This window comes from Timonella sp. A28, from assembly GCF_051200815.1.
In the GTDB taxonomy this organism is placed as follows: domain Bacteria; phylum Actinomycetota; class Actinomycetes; order Actinomycetales; family Cellulomonadaceae; genus Timonella.
Map to the genome: position 1 here is coordinate 1,019,791 of NZ_CP195159.1, position 19,677 is coordinate 1,039,467.

Consider the following 19,677-nt stretch of genomic DNA (forward strand, 5'->3'; position numbering starts at 1 on the left):
TGTCATGAAAATTTTGATTGCCGACGATGACCCTCAAATTTTGCGGGCATTGCGAATTACGTTAATTGCTCGTGGCTACGATGTCGTTTTTGCGCGTGATGGCGGTGAAGCCATCAACAAAGCCATCGAGCATAAACCCAATTTATTCATGATTGATTTGGGAATGCCTCACCTTGACGGCATTGAAGTTATTACAGCTGTTCGAGGTTGGAGTTCTGCACCTATTCTTGTGGTTTCTGGCCGTACAGACTCAGCTGACAAAGTCGCGGCACTTGATGCTGGCGCAGACGATTATGTTACGAAACCATTCGCGATTGATGAATTGCTTGCTCGTGTGCGGGCGTTAGTTCGTCGCTCGCATCCAGATCAGGCTGAGTCTGCACCTGTGATCGATGTGGGGCACGTAAAGATCGATTTATCGGCGAAAACAATCGTTCGTTCTGCGTCGAATAGTCAAGGAGCATCTTCTGATTTGCCGATTAGGCTGACTCCCACAGAATGGAAAATCCTCGAAATTTTGGTTCGCCATTCGGGAAAGCTCGTGACTCGTCAGACGTTGCTGTCTGAAATTTGGGGCACTGACCGTGCCACCGATTCAGGCTATTTACGGCTTTACATGTCTCAGTTGCGGAAAAAACTTGAACTAGATCCTGCACACCCACAGCTCTTTGTTACAGAACCAGGTATGGGTTACCGTTTCGTACCTCAGCATGTGATGACACACGACGAGGGTGCTTAACTGATTCCTTCTTGAGGCCTTGTAAGAGTGCCATATGTTGTTGGAACAATTGTGTATCGGTTTCCACGTTGCAGAATGTCGACGGTTAACGAGTGCTCGTTAGCTTTCATCTGCACGACGTGCCGTCCCTTACCCGCTTTATGAGGGTTCGCGGATACGGTGAAAGCAACTTTTCCGCCTGCCGTTTTCACGGTGTCTGCGTAGTGGGCGATTTCTTGTTGCAACTGTTTCTGTGTTGATCCTGCAGGTAACACTGGGCATGCCATTTTGATACTGTCGCTTTCAACAGCATCAAGTAATTGCACTGCAGCTTCCTCTGGGCTTTTATGCCCGACCCCACAGTTTCGATTTGTTGCACAACTTGTTGTAATAACAGCGACCGCGGCCACACCCACTATCAAAAGAATCCCTAAAGGGGTGCGGCTTCTTACTGTTGTGTATACCTTTTTCGCCAGCACGACGATACCCTTCGTTGTCCAGCAAGCACAGCATAATCTGCTGAAACCCTAGCAAACAGACAAGTCGGATTCGTCCTACTCCAGTATGAACCGCGGATTATGAGTTAAGGTGCCCACCAGATTCACGTAAATAGCAGGTGGCACACAACGACTCATATGTCACTTCCACCCCATCGATTGCCACTTGCGCTCCAGCAAAAATAAAGGTGTCATCTATGCGACGGGCGTTAAAGACCGCTTTTCGTCCACATCGGCAAATAGTTTTGAGTTCTTCAAGGGAGTGTGCGATTTCCAGCAAACGCCGCGATCCGGGGAAAGCAGCGGTTTGAAAGTCTGTACGAATTCCGTAACAGATAACGGGAATGTCGTCGAGCACTGCGATGCGCAGCAGGTCGTTTACTTGGCTTTCAGACAAAAATTGTGATTCGTCGATCAGTAGGCACGACACGTCACGCCCTGTACCTGTCTGCACTTTTTCGCGGTGATGTTGAAAAGCAGCATATGCGTCTTCGTCGGCAGCTAAGAGATAGTCGACTTCACGGTCAACACCTAACCGAGACAAGATAGCCGCTCCGGCTTTTGAGTCCACACCGGGTTTAGCTAACAGCACCACATGCCCGCGTTCTTCATAGTTATGTGCAGCTTGCAGCAGCGACGTACTTTTACCGCTGTTCATCGCTCCATAACGGAAATACAGCTTTGCCATGTGATGTCTCCGGCGTTGTCGGGGGTGTTTATGCGCGTTCTTTCACCACAAAAGTGGAAAAGAATTAGGGGGTGTGCCGCGGTTTTGGTGCGTGCAGGTCAAAGTGAAGGCCAGCCATCCGAATCGCAAAGCAAATTGCGGCTGCGATAATCACCCATGGAATGAGCGGAAGGTCTGCACCAACTATGACAGCGGTGAGCCCTGCGGCCACTGCGGCAGGAATAGCATACAGTTCCGTATGCAGTACGGCGGGTATGCGCTGCATCATAATGTCGCGGATTGTGCCGCCACCTACAGCCGTAATGACGCCAAGAATGGCTGATTGCACGGGACCTAACCCGAATTCGAGTCCCTTGAGTGTGCCAATAACCGCAAACAGGGACAGCCCGACTGCATCAAAAAGGTTGATTGTTTTTGAGAGCCGTTCGAGTTTACTACCGAGATAAAACGCGACAAGCGATCCGCCTGCGGCAGTCAAGAGATATCGCCAGTCCATGAATGTTGTGGGTGGTAGTGAGTCGATGAGAATATCTCGCACGAATCCGCCACCTAGCGCAGTAACCATACCGAGGGATAACACCCCAACGATGTCTACTCGCGCAAATTTTATTGCGGTCATCGCACCGTTCACAGCAAACGCTAACGTCCCCAACAAGTCGAGGATGAGCAGCGCGATATCGCCAGAATTCATAAGGCTATATCTACCGGAAAAATAGGTGTGCGAGCAAAACGCAGCGCCACAAATTTCTGTATGTGATCATTCTCTGCTTAAGTCACATTCGCACAGCGTTAAGGTTGTGGATATGAGTCTTTCAATCAATAACGATGTCACCGTATGGTCGCGCACTCCTGTTGGATCAAAACCGTTAATTCTGCTTATGCACGGTTTAGGGTCTCATGAGAATGATCTTGCCGGTCTCGCCCCGTACTTACCGCACGAGTATGCGACTGCTTCCGTACGTGCACCACTCGCCGCCATGGGTGGTTTTGCTTGGTTCCCTGCGTCTCCTACCCCTGGGCAGCCTCAGCCTGAAGACGTTGTTGCTGCGACACAAGCAGCATTAGATTGGATTGATGAGCACGTGGATCCAGCGACGCCGCTTGTTCCTATGGGATTTTCTCAAGGGGGCGCAATGGTGTCGCAGCTTTTGCGGACCCGTCCGCAACGCTTCATTGCTGGGGTGATGATGTCTGGGTTTATTTCTGAAGTGGATTTGCCCACTGATGAAGAGTTTAAGTCGGCACAGTTACCAATTTTTATTGGCCGTGGCGACCGCGACCCGATCATTCCCACGGAACGTTTTGAATATGCTTCTGATTGGCTTCACGAGCGTTCTTTACTCACTGAGGTTGTCTATAACGGGATGCAACATTCGGTGTGCGAGCCAGAACTCGCTAACATTGCGCACTTTTTAGAGTATGCACTCACTGAAGAGAACGACCGTTATCAACAATTTTTGTCTTCTGTGCACGCATAACTGCGCTCACAACTAGTGGTGTGTTCCGTGTGCGTCTAGCCGCGGAACACACTTCACGACATTGGCTTGTCGTCTCGTGGTGTGTATGTGTTGGTTCCTAGGGTCTCTACGAAGGTTGGGCCTAGGGTTTCTAATTCCACACTGTATTCTTCAACCCACTGCCCAAAGGTCGCACGAGACAGAGTTTCGTTGGAGAACCGTCGGTCTTCTGTTACTTCTGAAACACAGAATGTGGGGATGGTGAGGTCGGTTACGGGGCTTCCGCGTTCTACTTCTGCGATGACGAGTGGACTATTTTCTCCACCGAACACGTCGATTACCCAGCCGTCAGTGTCTAGCCAGAGCGCATACCTGTTTTTGATGATGCGGTGGTCACCGCGTTGTAGCAGGTTTAACCCCATGGTGATGTCGAGTTCACGTTCGGCTTCGTATCGGGTGCCCGAGTTCATGGGCCCTTTAACTGTGATTGCACAAAAGTCGAAATGCTCAGCGTATTCTTCAAGGATTGCGTTGATATCTTCTGTGCCGTTTAGGAGGAGTCTCACCCCGCTGGCTTGCGCCCTGACGCGGATCGCGTAGCCGTCTTGTGCAAGGTAGTAGTTTTGCACGATGAGGGTTGGGGTGGGGTCGTCGAGAACCAGGTCTGGTAGGTCTTCCACGTAGAAACGGCGTTCAAATTCGAAGTCACCGTATCCGGTCTCGCTCATGATCGCCTCCTCGGGGAACAAACTATGGGATGTATCCCCTGTTGTGTGCGTGTTTCTCCTAGTCTAGTCCCCTAGAGATTATCTAGGAGCTTAGACAACATTGATGTGCGGTAGCAACAGTGTGGGTGGCGCCTCATCAAGGTGCCACCCACACTGTTTTGTTGTCTACTTCTGCCTAGAGATTTACTCGTGGAAGTTTGCGACGTACGCGTCAATTTCGGCCGCGTACTGTGCTTTTTGTTCGTCTGAGATCCAGCAGACGTCAAAAGAGTTTTTAGCTATCTGAACCATTTCGGCGCTTGAAACACCTGATTTTGCGGCGTAATCGATGTAGTTTTTTCCGATGTATCCGCCAAAGTAGGCAGGGTCGTCGGAGTTAAGGGTGACCTTGACGCCGTCGCGAAGTAGTTGGGTGATTTCTGCTGCTTTCATGTCTGCTGTAACAAAGGAGTTTGAGACTGGGCAGCAGGTCAGTCCTAAACCTTTTTCTTTCACTACGGTGATGAGGTCTGGGTTTTCGACGATGTTGGTTCCGTGGTCAATCCGGTCAACTTGAATGTCTTCGATGACTTGACGAATGTTTTCGATTGAACCGATCTGGTCAATGTCGCAGTGCATCGTCAGTTTGTAACCTAGTTCGCGGCCTTTGGCGAACACGTCAGCAAATTTTGCTGGTGGGTTGTTGCGTTCGTCTGAGTCGAGGCCAAGCCCAAGAATTTTGTCTTTGAATGGGATGGACAGTTCTAGGTGTTCTGCTGCGGATTCTGCTGTGAAGTCGCGCAGGAAGCACATGATGAGTTCAGCTGATACACCAAGTTGTGCTGCGTCTTGTGTTGCACGGTAGTAGCCGTTGACGACGTCCGCGAAAGGTACACCGCGCGATGTGTGCGCTTGTGGGTCGAAGAACATTTCCGTGCGTTTCACACCGTTGGCTGCGGCACGTTTAAAGTACGCCATGGCGAGTTCGTAGAAGTCTTCTTCGGTTTGTAGAACGTTCATTGCCGGGTAGTAGACGGCAAGGAATGATGCAAGGTCGTTGAATTGGTAGCTTGCTTCGACTTCTTCGATTGTTTTTTGGTCGAGTTCTATATTGTTGCGTGCTGCGAGTGTGAGTTTAAGGTCTGGTTCGAGTGTTCCTTCAACGTGCAGGTGAAGTTCTGCTTTTGGGAGGTTGAGGAGGAACGCGTCGGTGGGAACGGTTGGAAGTGGCAAGGGAACCTGTCCATTCGTTGTGTTGGGCCCGTGGGGCGGGTTTCGTCATATCAACGATATCCCTCTGTGTAGGGGCTCAACAGCGAGCGCTTCATGTTACGCAAGGTTAAACGCGTGACGTGGTGAATATCGCGTTGTTGCTTGTCAGGGACTTTTTCTTAGGCCCTTGTTATCACTAGACACGCATCAACTGAGGATTTCTCCATCTACGTATACCCAATGCCCTGCGTGACGACGAAACCGCGAAATCTCTTCGAGGAAATCTCGTTGTTGCCCATACCTGTAGTGGGCTCGATAATGCACGATGCCTTCGTCTGCTGTAGGCGCTGGGGCGTCGATGATTCGTAGCCGTGTCCACTGCTGCTGCGGGTCTAATGCGAGATGGACGGGAACGTTTTCTGGCGCCCAAGTAAACCGCAAGTACTCTACTTTCATGAGCGCGAAAGCACTATAGCGCGATCGCATGAGTTCTTCAGGGCTAGCAGGGTGTTCCTGACCTTCATGAAACTTTCCACAGCATTGCGAGTATGCGCGCCCAGTCCCGCATGGGCATTCTTCGGGTGCTTCTTCTGCTGGTGTAGGTGTCATGGTGGGGTTCCTTACTGCTCGGCTAGTGGCAGCCAATCAAGTACTTTTTTAATGTTGGTGTCCCAATACATCCAGTCGTGGTTGCCTGGCCCTTCAAGGTCTGTGTAAAGGTTTATACCGCGGGCTTGTGCTTCTTTAGCGAATGTGAGGTTGTCTTGGTAGAGGAAGTCTTCTGTCCCGCAGGCTTGGTAGAGCTGCGGTAGCGACTCTGCTGTGTGGGTGCGCAGGAGACTGATGAGGTCGTCGTGTGTTCCTGCTGGGGCGTGCGGACCCCATACTTGGGGAACTTCTTCGCGTAGTCGATCGAAGCTGTCTGATCCGGCTACGTTGAGTGCGCCAGAAAGGGATGCGGCAGCAGCGAAACGTTGTGGGTGTCGTAATGCTAGTTTGAAGGCGCCGTATCCGCCCATGGATAGGCCAGCGACGAAGGTGTCTTCGCGGCGTGTGGAAACGTTGAACATGCGTGCCACCATGTTGGGGAGTTCTTCGGTGAGGAATGTCCAATATTTTTGCCCTGTGTGTTCGTCGCAGTAGAACGATCTCCCTACTTTGGGCATAACAACTGCGAGTCCTTTTTCTGAGGCGTACCGTTCTATGAGGGTGCGTCGTGTCCAGACAGAATCGTCGCCGTCAAGACCATGCAGTAGGTAGAGCACTGGTGTGTGTTGTAAGGCTGCAGCTCCTGATTCTCCTGTGACCCGTTGGGTTGCTTGTGGGTCTGTTTCTGGGAGGATCACGGTCAGTGTTGTCATCTCCATGAGGGTGTCGGAGAAGATTCTGCAGTTTAGGAGCGCCATGGTGGGGGCCTTTCGCACGTTGTACTTATCTCTTTTAGTGTATGCCGGTTTGGTGTATCGGTTGTGTACTGCATAGGCGTGTGCGCTGATGAGAGGCACGGCTGGTTTTGCTGTAGTGGGAACAGAAACACTGGACTAGATTCGATAGTGACTGCCGTCACGTGAATTGAGGAAGGTGTGCTTTATGTCGTCCCTATCTGATGAAACCCTCACGATTATTGATCGTTGGTGGCGGGCCGCAAATTATTTGTCTGTTGGACAGATTTATTTATTGAACAATCCTCTTTTGCGCACCGAGTTGACTCGTGACGATGTGAAACCGCGTTTGCTTGGGCACTGGGGTACGACCCCTGGGCTTACTTTTCTGTATGCTCACCTTAATCGTGCTATTCAAGAGCGTCGCCAGTCCACGATATATGTGACTGGTCCGGGTCATGGCGGGCCGGGTTTGGTCGCTGCCTCTTATCTTGATGGCACATATTCTGAAACGTATTCGGACATCACTCGTGATACGCAAGGGCTGCAAAAACTGTTTAAGCAGTTTTCTTTCCCCGGCGGGATTCCATCACATGTAGCACCTGAAACGCCCGGGTCTATTCATGAGGGTGGCGAACTTGGCTATGCGCTGTCGCATGCGTACGGCGCTATTTTTGATAACCCGGATGTGCTTGTTGCTGCCGTGGTTGGTGATGGCGAAGCAGAAACTGGCCCGCTTGCAACGTCATGGCATTCGAATAAGTTTGTGAACCCGTCGCAAGATGGCACGGTGCTACCGATTTTGCATTTGAACGGATACAAGATCGCGAATCCTACGGTGTTGGATCGGATCAGCCATGACGAACTTGAAGCACTCATGGTTGGGTACGGCCATAAGCCTTACTTTTTTGAAGGCGGCTACGATGACGAAGATTCACTGTCGATTCATCGTCGTTTCGCTCAGCTTCTCGACGAGGTTTTAGATGACATCGCTGCGATTAAGGCTCGTAGTGCGCAGGGAGACACGAGTCGCCCGCAGTGGCCTATGATCGTTTTTCGCACGCCAAAGGGGTGGACTGGCCCGGCAGTTATTGACGGGAAGAAAACGACTGGTTCGTGGCGTGCCCATCAGGTTCCGTTGGCTAGTGCACGAGACACTGACGAGCATTTGCACGACTTACGTACGTGGTTGGAGTCGTATAAGCCTGATGAACTGTTTGACGAAAACGGGAAAGTATTCGATGACATCGTGTCGTTGACTCCCCCAGGCGATTTGCGGATGAGTGCTAACCCGCACGCAAACGGTGGCTTATTGCTGAAGGAGTTGCGGCTTCCCCCGATTGAAGATTTTGCTGTTGATGTTCCCGTCCCTGGTTCTGGGTTAACGGAAGCCCCACGAGTTTTAGGGTCTTACCTCACTGAGGTCATCCGGTTAAACCCAGATAACTTTAGGATTTTTGGTCCGGACGAAACAGCATCTAATCGTCTTCAAGGTGTTTTTGACATCACTGATAAGCAGTGGAACGCACAGTTTTTTGGCCCTGACGTTGATGAGCATTTAGCGCGTGCCGGTCGGGTTATGGAAATGTTGTCTGAGCATCAATGCCAAGGCTGGCTGGAAGGATATTTGTTGACCGGACGCCATGGGTTGCTCACCTCGTATGAGGCGTTCATTCACATCGTTGATTCCATGTTTAACCAGCACGCGAAGTGGCTGAAAGTCACTAACCACATTCCGTGGCGTAGACCAATCGCTTCTCTCAACTATTTGCTGTCGTCGCATGTGTGGCGGCAAGACCACAACGGTTTTTCACACCAAGACCCAGGTTTTATCGATCATGTGGTCAATAAGAAAGCGGAAGTTGTTCGCATCTATTTACCAGCGGACGCCAATTCGTTGCTGTTCACATATCGGCATTGCCTCGAATCGAAGCAGTACGTCAACGTCGTGGTGTCTGGTAAGCAGCCTGCACCGAATTTCTTGACTGTTGAACAGGCAAAAGCTCACTGCGAGCGCGGGTTGGGTATTTGGTCGTGGGCTGGTTCAGAAGTGCCGGGCCAGTCTCCTGATGTCGTGTTGGCTGCGGCTGGGGATGTGCCAACGTTAGAGGTTCTTGCTGCGGTGGATATTCTTCGTCGTGAATTGCCTGAGTTGAAGGTGCGAGTAGTTAATGTTGTTGACTTGATGCGGTTGCAGGACGAGAAAGAGCATCCGCATGGTTTGCCTGATCGTGACTTTGACACTATTTTCACGTCTGATAAGCCCGTGATTTTTGCTTATCACGGTTATCCGTGGCTGATTCACCGGCTGACGTATCGCCGTAATGGTCACGATAATATTCACGTGCGTGGGTATAAGGAAGAGGGCACTACGACCACGCCGTTCGATATGGTCATGCTTAATGATTTGGATCGTTATCATCTCGTCATTGATGTGATTGATAGGCTCCCTCAGTTGCGGTCTCGTTATGCGGGGTTGCGGCAGCGTATGCAGGATGCGCGCATCAAAGCACGTGAATATACGCGCACTCATGGTCAAGACATTCCAGAGGTGCGTGACTGGGTGTGGCCTGATGCTGCGGCTTATGCGTCAGAAAATCGTGTTGAATCGACTCTTGCTACTGGTGGTGACAACGAGTAGCCGCGCATGTGTGCACTGTTTATGGGCAGGAACCGGAACATTGCGTAGAAAAATAGCATCCGGCGCACGAGATCTGCGGGTGGGTGCGCGTTGTTGGTGTGTTGTCTTGAAGTAGTCCTTCGCGGACCATTATGTCGCGTAGGTCGTCTGGTAGTTGGTGCGACTGCAGGATAAAAGTGGAGGCCGACTGTTCGGGTATGCGTTCTTTTTTGCGTAGTAGGCTCATGCGATCACGGCCGCAATCTGGAATACTACAACCGCTAAAACCCAGCCTCCTACAAGGGCGGCGCCCACTGCAGCGACGGTAAACCTGGTGCCGAATAATCTGCGCTGTTCCGCGACTGTCACTAGGCATGGCGTGTACACCAAACAGAACACCATGTATGCGAGCGCTGCCGCGTTTCCTTCGCCGCCGGAAGACTGCTGGAATGTTGTTCGTAGTTTTTCATCGAGTGTGGGTGCTTGTGTAGGGTCGGCTGGTTCGTCTATTCCGTATGTTGTTGCGAGGGTCCCTACGACGGCTTCTTTAGCGACGAATCCTGTAATGAGCGCTGCGGTGGCGTGCCAGTCGTTAAAGCCTGCGGGTTCAAATATTGGTGCGATGGCGCTTGCTGTTGAACCGAACAGTGATGTTTCGAGCGGCATGGTTTCGTCTGCGAATGTGTAATCCGGTTGGGTGGGGATGCTCAGGAGCGCCCACACAGCCATGGACAACACAACGATGACAATTCCAGCTCGTTTCATGAACCCTAATGTTTTGAGCCCCACTGCGTGTAGCAGCGGGGTGGGAAGTGGGGTTTGGTATCGAGGCAGCACAATAACTAATGGTTCGCGGGTGATGCGTTGTGGCGCTATTTTGTTTGCGGTCCATGCCACTGCAACGATGATTGTGGTGGATAAAAGGTACATTCCAAAGACAACTGTTCCAGCGTGCTGTGGGAAGAAAGCTGACGCTAACAACAAGTAAATGACAAGGCGTGCCGTGCATGACGCGAACGGAATGAGTAGTCCTGTCAGTGCGCGTTGTGGTGCTTGTGGGATTGTTTTTGTGGCGCTTAATGCTGGTATGTTGCAGCCAAAAGCGAGGACGAGTGGAAGCACGGCCCGCCCGTCGAGCCCTATCGCGTTCATCGCTTTATCTGCCATGACAGCTACGCGTGCTAAGTACCCTGAATCTTCAAGCAGGTGTATGAGGGTGAAGATGATCATCATGAGTGGTAGGAAACTCACGACTGTCCCCACTCCGGAAAGCACACCATCGACGACGAGAGAGTGCACCCATTGCGGCGCTTGAACTGAAGTTAAAAGTGCTGTGGTGGCCTGGGTGACGGGACCTGTGATGAGTTGTTCAAACCAGTCTTGTAATGGGCCTGCAACTGTTGTGGTCAGTTGCAATGTAGCCCACAGCACCGCAAGGAAAAACGGGATCCCGATGAGGGGTTTGAGTAGGTATGAGTCGATGCGGTCTGACCGGGTAGTGGTGGCGTTCGGGTGGTGCCCCAGTTGCGCTATGACTTCGTTGACCCACGTGAATAGTTGATGCGCTCGCTGTAGTCGGGTGTCTTCTGCGTGGTGGTCTGTTCTGGTTTGTGCGGGTGCAGTGTTGGGCGGTAGTGGGTGTTGTGCCTGTTGAGCACGCATAGTTGAGGCGAGTGCGTCGTCGAGCTGGTTGAGGCCTTGGCGTCGTCGGGGGTTAAGTTCGACGACGGGTGCTCCTATGATCTGTTCTAGTTTTTGCGCGCTGATGGGGGTGGTGTGTGCGTCTGTTTTTGTGAGTGCCGCTATGACTGGCATCCCTGCTGACATGGTTTGAGCGAGTATGTAGAGGGATGATGACAGCGCGGTGGCGTCTAATACGACTATGGCGCGGTCGTGTGTGTGCGGTCTGTGCACGAGTGTGCGTACGGTGTCTGCGGTGACTTCTTCGTCTGGTGATTGTGGGACTAGGGAGTATGTTCCGGGTGTGTCAATGACGTGGTATCTGGTGCCGTGTGTTGTGGTCCACGTTCCTATTTCCATGTTGACGGTGGTCCGTGGAACATTCATGGTTTTCTGGTGGGCACCAGTTAGGGCATTGAAGAGTGTTGATTTTCCTGCGTTTGGCCGGCCTATGAGTGCTATTCGCGGCGCGTTCTGTAGTGCGTCTAGGTAGTGCACGTCGTGTGTGGAGCTGTGCGTTGTGGTCATGACGCAGCCACATGGGGTGTGACGGTGATTGTGCGTGCGGCTTCGGGTGCGACTGCTATGCGTTCTGTTCCTAGTGCGATGATTCGGCGGTTTCCGCAGCGGCTCATCAGCACGTGGAGGTGGGCACCAACGTGTAGTCCCAGTTCGGCGTATCGTAATGCGTGAGCGTGTGTTGCTGTTACTGCGGTAACAACAAGGTGTGTGCTCGGTGGGCAGTCCGCAAGATTCACATTTTTAAATTAGGTTAGACTAACCTAATTATTATGGGTCGTTGGTCCTAATGTGAGCGGAAAGAACCTATCTCTCCTGCATGCATGTCACGCACTACTTCACCCACACGTTTTACTGCGTCCCCCAGCACATCAAGCGGGATATCCGTGTATGAAAGAACGATGCCTGCCTCCGGTAAGCCCTCAGCGTTGTTCCAATACTCCGCCAAATCCCCAACCTTCACCCCGCGCTCAGCGCACCGAGCAATAAGCCGAAGACTCATGTCATGATCAGCAACTGGCACAATGACATTCGCACCCGCCAAAAGATGCACGTTCAGGCCCTGCAATTGCGCCATCACAAGCTCCTGACGCCGCAGCACGTCACGCCTACGTCGAATAATATGACGACGCAATCCCCCACCACGCAAATAATGCGCGACAGACCGCTGCGCGATAGCCGATGCCCCTGACCCCATATCGCTACGGGCAGCACGCAACTCCGCATGCATAAAATCTGGTGCAATCAAATAACCCATGCGGGCTTCAGGCGTCAGCACCTGATTAAAAGTACCCACATGCACCACATGCTGTGGATCCAATTCCCACACACTCGGCATCACGGCACCAACATGCCGGTACTCACTATCAAGATCGTCTTCAATCACTAACAAGTTTTTCTCACGCGCCCACGCCAGCAACTCCAGCCGACGAGGAGCAGGCATAGCACCACCCACCGGATACAAATGGTTGGGGGTCACTAAAACAGCATGCGCTGTGTGAGGTATTTCCGCTGGCAGCACGCCATGTTCGTCGACAGGCGCTTCAACAATAGAAGACCCAATCCGTGTCATAACTCTGCGCAAACCGGAATACCCCGGGTTTTCAACCGCCACCGTGCGATTACTTTGCGGCAGTGCAGAAAGTACAAGCGACAGGCCATCACGAGCACCAGTAGTAACAAAGACATCATGTGGGTCAACAACCATCGACCGCATGAGCCGCAAATGTTCAGCGATGGCTTCTCGCAGTTCCATCAAGCCTTGCGAGTTTTCTGTCCCCACTGACACAGACGAATCCTCTGGTGTTGCAGACCTGCGCCACGCTTCACGCCAAGCAGAGTCATCAATGACCGCTCGAGGATGTACGTGAGGAGTCATATCTATGGCAGTGCCACTCACATCGTTAACAGCCGCCTTACCCTCATGAGCATCATCTGACACTCTCTGCTTCACGTCGTTCCTCACGAGTTGCTCTCTCGCAATTCCAGCACGGGTATGCGCCTGCGCGGCTCCAGCAAGAACATCCGGATCCTGCACAAGTGCGAAAGGGTGCACACGGGTTTTACCGCCCGGAGTGGCAACCAAAAAACTTTCTGCAACCAACTGGTCATATGCTGCAACAACAGTTCCTCGCGAAACATTTAACTGTTGCGCAAGCGTACGCGTCGAAGGAACAGATTCATTCGGCTTCAACCCACCGCGCGCAACCAAAGCCCGAATTTCTCGCGCGATTTGGACAGCTAAAGAATCAGGCTGTTCTGGGTGAATCACAATCGGAAGCATTCCCATACTTTATGACCTCATCGCATACTTCATGAGACTCCACGCGTCATTTCGTAAAATCTTCCGCCCGCGTATAGTTGTGTCGTGCCCACCCATGAGACGTCCGACACTCGCGTACACACATTTAAAATATCGCGTACAGAAACCGTAAAAACTCTTATTTTTATAACTCTTCTTGTTGGAAGTGTTGGCGGTTTTTTTACATACATCACATACACGCGTGATGATTCAGTAACGTTTGTTGTGTGTGTAGCTGCAGCAATCACCTGCGCCTTGATTGCTGCTTTATGGGTAAAAGCGCTGCCCTTTTTTCATCTCAAAGTTGCGCTTACAGAATCGACGTTAGAAGTGCGCGGAAAATCTGACATAAAACGGTCCTTTAACCGTGCAGACGTTCAGATCACTACAGCCCAGCACGCCGGCTCACCATTCAACAAGGCACACACTGTTGTTTATGTTGTCGAGAACAATCGGCGTTTCCCGCTCCCGACTCTCACTCCTGAAAGTTTGCGAGACTTCTTAGCTGTTTTTCCTGATGAACAACACGAAACTACGCTGCTAGGCACCTCGCTTTCCCCTGAGCACGACCAGCCTTCCGCACCGCCGCTAGCGACCTTCTCGTTAAACCTTTCGGCATTACAACAATCACGACGAAAAGCGCTTATTGTCACTTGTCTCTCCGGGGGCTTCTCCTTTGCGGGAGTGCTTGCTGTAACTCTTATTCCGGCACAGGACTTAGGAAGTTTTCATGCAGCACTCACCGGAATATCCGGCGTTGCTTCTGTTGTTCTCATCTTGTCTTTCATCAATTTATTTACGACGATTCAACGCCTAGCAAAAGTTCCACACACGCTTTCGGTATATTCCGAAGGGTTTTCCGTTGACAATACATTCTTACGTTTTAACGAGCTCAAAGGAATCAAACTCTCTCCCCTCGACTCCCATGAACGAGTCTTACAAATTGAGTTCCTCGACGGCTCGACACACGGGTGGTTCTTCTACGGAAGCACAAAGAAAGCAGCACACGACCCGCTCCCGCAGTGGGCTGAACTCCTTGCCGAGCTTAAACACGCTACACCTGATAAGCCCATGTTTATCCGTGACGATCTCGACTGACTCACTCTCCCCAAAACTGGACTAGTAAAAGTCGAATGAACCGGATCTGTTCATGTACCAGTTTTATAGTGATCCTTATAAGTGAAATATGGCCGCACCTCGTAAGGAACACTTATGTCTGCAACACAAAACGAGCACAACTCCCTCGACACCCATGACCTCGTTCCAGCAAACCGCCTCAACACCGGACTAGCACAAATGCTCAAAGGCGGTGTCATCATGGACGTAGTCACCCCCGAGCAAGCAAAAATTGCTGAAGACGCTGGTGCAGTCGCAGTCATGGCGCTCGAACGAGTCCCCGCAGACATTCGCGCCCAAGGCGGAGTCGCACGCATGAGCGACCCAGACCTCATCGACGCAATCATCGACACAGTGTCCATCCCTGTCATGGCAAAAGCACGCATCGGACACTTCGTAGAAGCACAAGTGCTAGAAGCCCTTGGCGTCGACTACATCGACGAATCCGAAGTGCTCTCCCCTGCCGACTACATCCACCACATCAACAAACGAAACTTCAAAGTACCGTTCGTCTGCGGCGCAACCAACCTTGGTGAAGCACTTCGTCGTATCACCGAAGGCGCTTCCATGATTCGTTCAAAGGGTGAAGCAGGAACCGGAGACGTCTCCGAAGCCATGAAGCACATCCGCACAATCAACGCTCAGATCGCTCGCCTCACGTCACTATCAGAAGACGAACTCTACGTCGAAGCAAAAGAACTTTCCGCACCATTCGAACTCGTCAAAAAGATTGCCCGCGACGGACGCCTACCAGTCGTTCTCTTCGTTGCAGGCGGCGTAGCAACACCAGCGGATGCTGCAATGATGATGCAAATGGGCGCAGACGGCGTATTTGTTGGGTCTGGAATCTTCAAGTCAGGAAACCCTGAACAACGCGCACGCGCAATCGTGCACGCAACCACACACTTCAACGACCCCGCAGAAATTGCGCGCGTCTCTCGCGGCCTAGGCGAAGCAATGGTTGGAATCAACGTTACTGATCTGCCTGCACCTCACCGCCTTGCGGAGCGCGGCTGGTGACATCTTTACGCGTTGGCGTACTTGCACTACAAGGGGCCGTTTCAGAACACGAAGCAATGCTGAGTCGTCTTGGCGCAATCCCTGTTCCGGTACGTAAACCAGAACATTTAGATACCCTAGACGCCCTCATCATCCCTGGTGGAGAATCCACCGCCATTGCACGTCTAGCCGCACCAACAGACCTACTCGGGCACATTCGCGACCTCATCGCAGCGCACAACCTACCTGTGTTGGGAACCTGCGCAGGTTTAATCTTGCTTGCAGACGACGTGACGGAGTTAGGCGCTCTAGAAGGCTATGAACGCATAGGCGGACTCGATGTCACCGTGCGACGCAATGGTTACGGCGGGCAGCTTGCGTCGTTCCTTGCAGATGTTGAGTTGACCGATGAAGCAACAGCTTCTGTTGCGTTTATTCGAGCACCGATCATTGAACAGGTAGGGCCGCACGCTCACGTTATTGCAACTCATAACGGGCATGCTGTTGCAGTTCGGCAAGGAAACATTTTCGGGGCGACTTTCCACCCTGAAATCACTGAAGACACGACCTTGCACAGCGCATTTTTAGCAGTAGTAGCGCAAGCCGTGAATAACCGTTCATAACGGCACACATGAAGGTGAGGTGGTTGCATGCGACCACCCCACCTTCATGCATTACTGACATGCTAGATGAACAATGTGGACCCTGACTTTTCTGCCGCTGCAATAAAGGTTGCGACCCCGCCAAGTTCTAGCCCATCAATGAGGTCAGATTCGGCGATGCCAAGCAGATCCATTGTCATGGTGCACGCGATGATTTCAGCGCCACCTTCAATTGCTGATTCCATAAGTTCAGGCAACGTTGACACCGAATGATCTTTCATAACTTTCTTGATCATCGCGGTTCCGGCGCCACCCATGTTCATGTTGGAAAGTTTGAGCGCGTCAGGACCGGAAGGCATCATTGCAGCAAACATTTTGTCGAGTGCACTGCGGTCGCGTGCAGGTGGGTTTTCTCTGCGCAACGCATTGAGTCCCCAGAAAGTGAAGAACATACGCACTGGCTTACCCATTGCAAGCGCGCCGTTTGCGATGATGAACGCGGCCAGGAGTTTGTCGAGTTCACCGGAGAACACAACGAATGACATGCCTTCGCGGGTTTCGAGAGCTCCAGCAGGTGCGAGTGATGATCCTGTGTGTGGGTGGTTCTCTTGAGGGTTCCCCACTCGTAGTTTCATGACGTAGCCGGGGCCACTGGGGGTCAGTTCGAGGACGTCGTGTCCGTTTGCTGCTGCCCATGCGGGGCCGTCGTGTGCGAAGCCTGGGTCTGAAACGGTGACTGTGACTTCGTCGCCGGGCGCTAGATCGGTAACTGTTTTTTTGAGTTTCATGATCGGCCCTGGGCAAGCCAGTCCGGTGCAGTCTAGTTGCAGGTTTTGGTGTGGTGCGGTTGGGACTTGGTTGAAGAATTCGGCAGCCGTTTGCGTGTTTGCTGAGGCGTGGGAGATTTCTGCGTATTGAGGTTGGGCGCCTTCTCCTTCTACTTCATGCCAGGCTCGGAAGGTTACTGAACCGCCTGAGAGTGTTCGCACGTCTGTGAATCCGCGTTGCACAAGCGCCCTGTAGGCGAGGTAGGAACGGAATCCTACTGCACAGTAAAGACGTATTGGGGTGTTGCGGTCCCACGCTTCGCTGCTTTCGCGCAGTTGTCCGAGCGGCACGTTTTCGGCTCCTGGTATGTGCCAGAGGTCGAATTCGTCTGCGCTTCTTACGTCGATTGTGCGTGCGCCGTCTAATGCTGCGGGGAAGTCTTGGGCGTACCACAGGTTGAGGTCTCCGCGGATTGTGTTTGCTGCTACGAATCCGGCCATGTTGACGGGGTCTTTTGCGGAACCGAAGGGTGGCGCGTATGCGAGTTCGAGTTCTTCTAGGTCGTAGACTGTTGCGCCTAGTCGCAGGGCTGTCGCTAGGACGTCTAGGCGTTTGTCCACTCCGTCGAAGCCGGAGGCTTGGGCGCCGAGGAGTTTTCCGGTTTCTGGGTTGAAGAGTACTTTCAGGTGCATCATTGCGGTTCCGGGGTAGTATCCGGCGTGCCCTGAAGGGTGGACGTGTACTGCACGGTAAGGCAGGTTTCGTTCTTGTAGTTGTGCTTCGGTTGCGCCTGTTCCTCCTGCAGTCATGTCAAAGACTTTGACGATTGAGGTGCCTTGCGTGGTGGTGTAGGTGGTGTTTCTGCCGCACATGTTTTCTGCGGCTACGCGGCCTTGCCTGTTGGCGGGTCCGGCTAGTGGGAAGAGTTGGGATTCGTTCAAAACGGTGTGTTCTGTTTCGACGACGTCGCCGGCTGCCCAAATGTGTGGGTCGGAGGTTTGCATGTGGGTGTCGACGATGACTCCCCCACGTTTTCCTACGGCTAGTCCTGCTTGTTGTGCTAGTGCGTGTGCTGGTTTTACCCCGACAGACAAAATGACGAGGTCGGCATCGAGGGCAGAGTTGTTGTTGAGTTCGACTCGTATTTTTCCATCGGGTAGTTCGACGAATGCTGCGGCTGCTGTTTTGAGGTGGAGGTTAACTCCGCGTAGCCGTAGGTGGTTTTCAACGGGGACTGCGATTTCTCTGTCGACGGGTGGCAGGATTTGGTCAGCTGTTTCTACGACGTCTACGTCGACGTCTCGGTGTCGTAGGTTTTCAGCCATTTCGATGCCGATGTAACCGGCACCAATAACGACGGCTCGAACGTTACTTCTGGCACCCTGTTCTTTTTCTTTGAGTTGATCGTCGAGTTGTCGTTTGATGGCGTCCATGTCGCCTATGCGACGAAGCACCATAACTTGCGGGAGGTTAATGCCTGGTAGTGGGGGTCGCACTGGTTCTGAGCCGGGACATAATGCGAGCGCATCATAGGTTTCTTCGTATTCTGTGCCGTCGTCGACGTTGCGTACGGTTATTTTTTGGGCGCTTTTGTCGATGGCAATGACTTCTTGGCCGATTCGGGCGTCGATGTTCAGTGATTCTCGTAGTGACTGGGGTGTTTGCACGAGGAGGCGTTCGCGCTCTGTGATGACTTCACCGATGTGGTATGGCAAGCCACAGTTGGCGAAGGAGATGTGGTGTCCTCGTTCAAGAACAACTATTTCTGCGTGTTCGTCGAGCCTTCTTGCGCGTGCTGCTACTGATGCGCCTGCGGCGACTCCACCGATGACTACGATTTTCATGCTTCCTACCTTGTTTTTTGGCTCGTTACGTTAAAACAACAATACCCCAATACCCCCGGGGGTATTGGGACGTTTGTCGCACACTACTCCCCACTTCAAATACAACATGGGGGCCGGTGCAGTGCACCGGCCCCCATGTGAAATCACCCTAGGATTCACGCTTCATTACGAAGTCATTGACTCAACAAACTCTGCGTTGTCCTTCATCCACTGACGCACAAGAGGTTCGTAGTCGTCTGTGTCATTTTTGTTGAACAAAACATCTTCTAGGTCATACAAAAGCTCTGGGCTCATGGTGAAGTCTTTCAACCAGCCAGCAACTTCTGGGTGGTCTTCCGCAAATCCTGCACGACCGTAGTTGTAAATAAGTTCGGCACCGCCCAATGCGCCTTCAGGGTCTTCAAGGTTACGGATTGGGAAAGCGGAATATGCCCAGTGAGGCTCCCACAAGGTCACAACGATGTTTTCTTTGTTGTCTGTTGCAGCTTTCAACTCAGACAACATGGCAACGGTTGATGATGTCATAAAGTCCATCTTGTCCAAACCGTAGCCAGGAATAACAGCTTCTTCCATCGCAGCTGTGAGACCAGCACCTGGCTCAATACCAATGATTTTGTTGTTAAATGCATCAGCACTGCCGGCAAGTTCATCAAGCGACGTGATTGGAGAATCTTCGTTCACTGCGACAGTAAGTTTTGCTTGATCAAACCATGAACCAAGCTCTTCTAGCTGCCCACCAAATTTCTCAATGTATTCCTTGTGGGTGCCAGGCAACCACACATCAGTTGTGAAGTCGTAGTCGCCAGTAGAAAGACCAGCAAACAACGGTGCAGCATCCGCATAGTCTAGGGATACGTCGTAACCCTCATCTTCCAAAACAGCACGCCAAAGCTCTGCTGTTGCGATACCTTCGTCCCATCCGTTAAAGACTGCAATGCTCACAGCTTTGTCGGTGCCCTCGGTTTTCTCACCTGCCGAGTCAGAGGAGCAACCGGTTAAAGCCAAAGCGGCAGCAGCCACTACGGATACTGAAAAAATTGTTTTCTTGTTCATGCGTGTGTCCTTTC

19 protein-coding genes are annotated in these 19,677 nt (G+C 52.1%); 6 read left to right on the forward strand and 13 right to left on the reverse strand.

Features of this window, described 5'->3' with window-relative positions; translation table 11 throughout:
* Positions 1-4 precede the first annotated feature (4 nt).
* Positions 5-739, forward strand: a complete 735-nt coding sequence (locus tag ACR9EC_RS04815; RefSeq protein ID WP_435300365.1) for a response regulator — start codon at positions 5-7, stop codon at positions 737-739.
* On the opposite strand, the gene ACR9EC_RS04820 is transcribed toward ACR9EC_RS04815, so the two are convergent.
* From ACR9EC_RS04820 to ACR9EC_RS04830, 3 genes are all read right to left on the reverse strand, one after another.
* Entirely contained in the window at positions 736-1,044 is a 309-nt protein-coding gene (locus ACR9EC_RS04820; RefSeq protein ID WP_435300366.1) for a hypothetical protein, read from the reverse strand. The two genes, ACR9EC_RS04815 and ACR9EC_RS04820, sit on opposite strands and share 4 nt — an antisense overlap.
* A gap of 250 nt (positions 1,045-1,294) precedes the next feature.
* Positions 1,295-1,903, reverse strand: coding sequence for a thymidine kinase (locus tag ACR9EC_RS04825; RefSeq protein WP_435300367.1), 609 nt, complete (start codon positions 1,901-1,903; stop codon positions 1,295-1,297).
* A gap of 64 nt (positions 1,904-1,967) precedes the next feature.
* The gene (locus ACR9EC_RS04830; protein WP_435300368.1) at positions 1,968-2,594 is read right to left on the reverse strand and encodes a trimeric intracellular cation channel family protein; all 627 of its coding nucleotides are present in this window, start codon (positions 2,592-2,594) and stop codon (positions 1,968-1,970) included.
* 112 nt (positions 2,595-2,706) lie between these two features.
* Here ACR9EC_RS04830 and ACR9EC_RS04835 point away from each other — a divergent pair, with 112 nt between their 5' ends.
* Positions 2,707-3,381, forward strand: a complete 675-nt coding sequence (locus ACR9EC_RS04835; protein WP_435300369.1) for an alpha/beta hydrolase — start codon at positions 2,707-2,709, stop codon at positions 3,379-3,381.
* 53 nt (positions 3,382-3,434) lie between these two features.
* On the opposite strand, the gene ACR9EC_RS04840 is transcribed toward ACR9EC_RS04835, so the two are convergent.
* From ACR9EC_RS04840 to ACR9EC_RS04855, 4 genes are all read right to left on the reverse strand, one after another.
* Complete coding sequence (locus ACR9EC_RS04840; RefSeq protein ID WP_435300370.1) at positions 3,435-4,088, reverse strand: hypothetical protein; 654 nt, start codon at positions 4,086-4,088, stop codon at positions 3,435-3,437.
* A gap of 183 nt (positions 4,089-4,271) precedes the next feature.
* A complete protein-coding gene (gene add, locus ACR9EC_RS04845) occupies positions 4,272-5,300 on the reverse strand; it encodes an adenosine deaminase (protein ID WP_435300371.1) in 1,029 nt (342 codons plus the stop codon).
* A gap of 186 nt (positions 5,301-5,486) precedes the next feature.
* Complete coding sequence (locus ACR9EC_RS04850; RefSeq protein WP_435300372.1) at positions 5,487-5,888, reverse strand: YchJ family protein; 402 nt, start codon at positions 5,886-5,888, stop codon at positions 5,487-5,489.
* An 11-nt stretch (positions 5,889-5,899) separates the two neighbouring features.
* On the reverse strand, positions 5,900-6,640 hold the full coding sequence (locus tag ACR9EC_RS04855) for an alpha/beta hydrolase (RefSeq protein WP_435300373.1): 741 nt from the start codon (positions 6,638-6,640) through the stop codon (positions 5,900-5,902).
* A gap of 229 nt (positions 6,641-6,869) precedes the next feature.
* Between ACR9EC_RS04855 and ACR9EC_RS04860 the strand changes: the two genes are divergently transcribed.
* Positions 6,870-9,302 carry a phosphoketolase family protein gene (locus ACR9EC_RS04860; RefSeq protein WP_435300374.1) on the forward strand — a complete coding sequence of 811 codons (2,433 nt, stop codon included), beginning with the start codon at positions 6,870-6,872 and terminating at the stop codon, positions 9,300-9,302.
* A gap of 19 nt (positions 9,303-9,321) precedes the next feature.
* Here the strand turns inward: ACR9EC_RS04860 and ACR9EC_RS04865 are convergent, their stop codons facing one another.
* Genes ACR9EC_RS04865 through ACR9EC_RS04880 form a run of 4 tightly spaced genes read right to left on the reverse strand, consistent with a single transcriptional unit; the run spans position 9,322 to position 13,263 of the window.
* A complete protein-coding gene (locus ACR9EC_RS04865; RefSeq protein ID WP_435300375.1) occupies positions 9,322-9,528 on the reverse strand; it encodes a hypothetical protein in 207 nt (68 codons plus the stop codon).
* Positions 9,525-11,489, reverse strand: a complete 1,965-nt coding sequence (feoB, locus tag ACR9EC_RS04870) for a ferrous iron transport protein B (protein WP_435300376.1) — start codon at positions 11,487-11,489, stop codon at positions 9,525-9,527. Before feoB ends, ACR9EC_RS04865 begins: the two co-directional genes overlap by 4 nt.
* On the reverse strand, positions 11,486-11,719 hold the full coding sequence (locus ACR9EC_RS04875) for a FeoA family protein (RefSeq protein ID WP_435300377.1): 234 nt from the start codon (positions 11,717-11,719) through the stop codon (positions 11,486-11,488). Before ACR9EC_RS04875 ends, feoB begins: the two co-directional genes overlap by 4 nt.
* A 47-nt stretch (positions 11,720-11,766) precedes the next feature.
* Positions 11,767-13,263, reverse strand: a complete 1,497-nt coding sequence (locus ACR9EC_RS04880; protein ID WP_435300378.1) for a PLP-dependent aminotransferase family protein — start codon at positions 13,261-13,263, stop codon at positions 11,767-11,769.
* Positions 13,264-13,347: 84 nt separating this feature from the next.
* On the opposite strand from ACR9EC_RS04880, the gene ACR9EC_RS04885 reads away from it, so the two are divergent.
* The 3 genes from ACR9EC_RS04885 (at position 13,348) to pdxT (ending at position 16,019) form a co-directional block, all read left to right on the forward strand.
* Positions 13,348-14,379, forward strand: a complete 1,032-nt coding sequence (locus tag ACR9EC_RS04885; protein WP_435300379.1) for a hypothetical protein — start codon at positions 13,348-13,350, stop codon at positions 14,377-14,379.
* 114 nt (positions 14,380-14,493) lie between these two features.
* Positions 14,494-15,417 carry a pyridoxal 5'-phosphate synthase lyase subunit PdxS gene (gene pdxS, locus ACR9EC_RS04890; RefSeq protein WP_435300380.1) on the forward strand — a complete coding sequence of 308 codons (924 nt, stop codon included), beginning with the start codon at positions 14,494-14,496 and terminating at the stop codon, positions 15,415-15,417.
* On the forward strand, positions 15,414-16,019 hold the full coding sequence (gene pdxT / locus ACR9EC_RS04895) for a pyridoxal 5'-phosphate synthase glutaminase subunit PdxT (protein WP_435300381.1): 606 nt from the start codon (positions 15,414-15,416) through the stop codon (positions 16,017-16,019). The genes pdxS and pdxT overlap by 4 nt, the downstream gene beginning before the upstream one ends.
* Before the next feature lie 62 nt (positions 16,020-16,081).
* Here the strand turns inward: pdxT and ACR9EC_RS04900 are convergent, their stop codons facing one another.
* Both ACR9EC_RS04900 and ACR9EC_RS04905 read right to left on the reverse strand, forming a co-directional pair.
* Entirely contained in the window at positions 16,082-18,610 is a 2,529-nt protein-coding gene (locus ACR9EC_RS04900; protein WP_435300382.1) for an FAD-dependent oxidoreductase, read from the reverse strand.
* Between the two features lie 165 nt (positions 18,611-18,775).
* A complete protein-coding gene (locus tag ACR9EC_RS04905) occupies positions 18,776-19,663 on the reverse strand; it encodes a glycine betaine ABC transporter substrate-binding protein (RefSeq protein ID WP_435300383.1) in 888 nt (295 codons plus the stop codon).
* Positions 19,664-19,677: the final 14 nt, after the last annotated feature.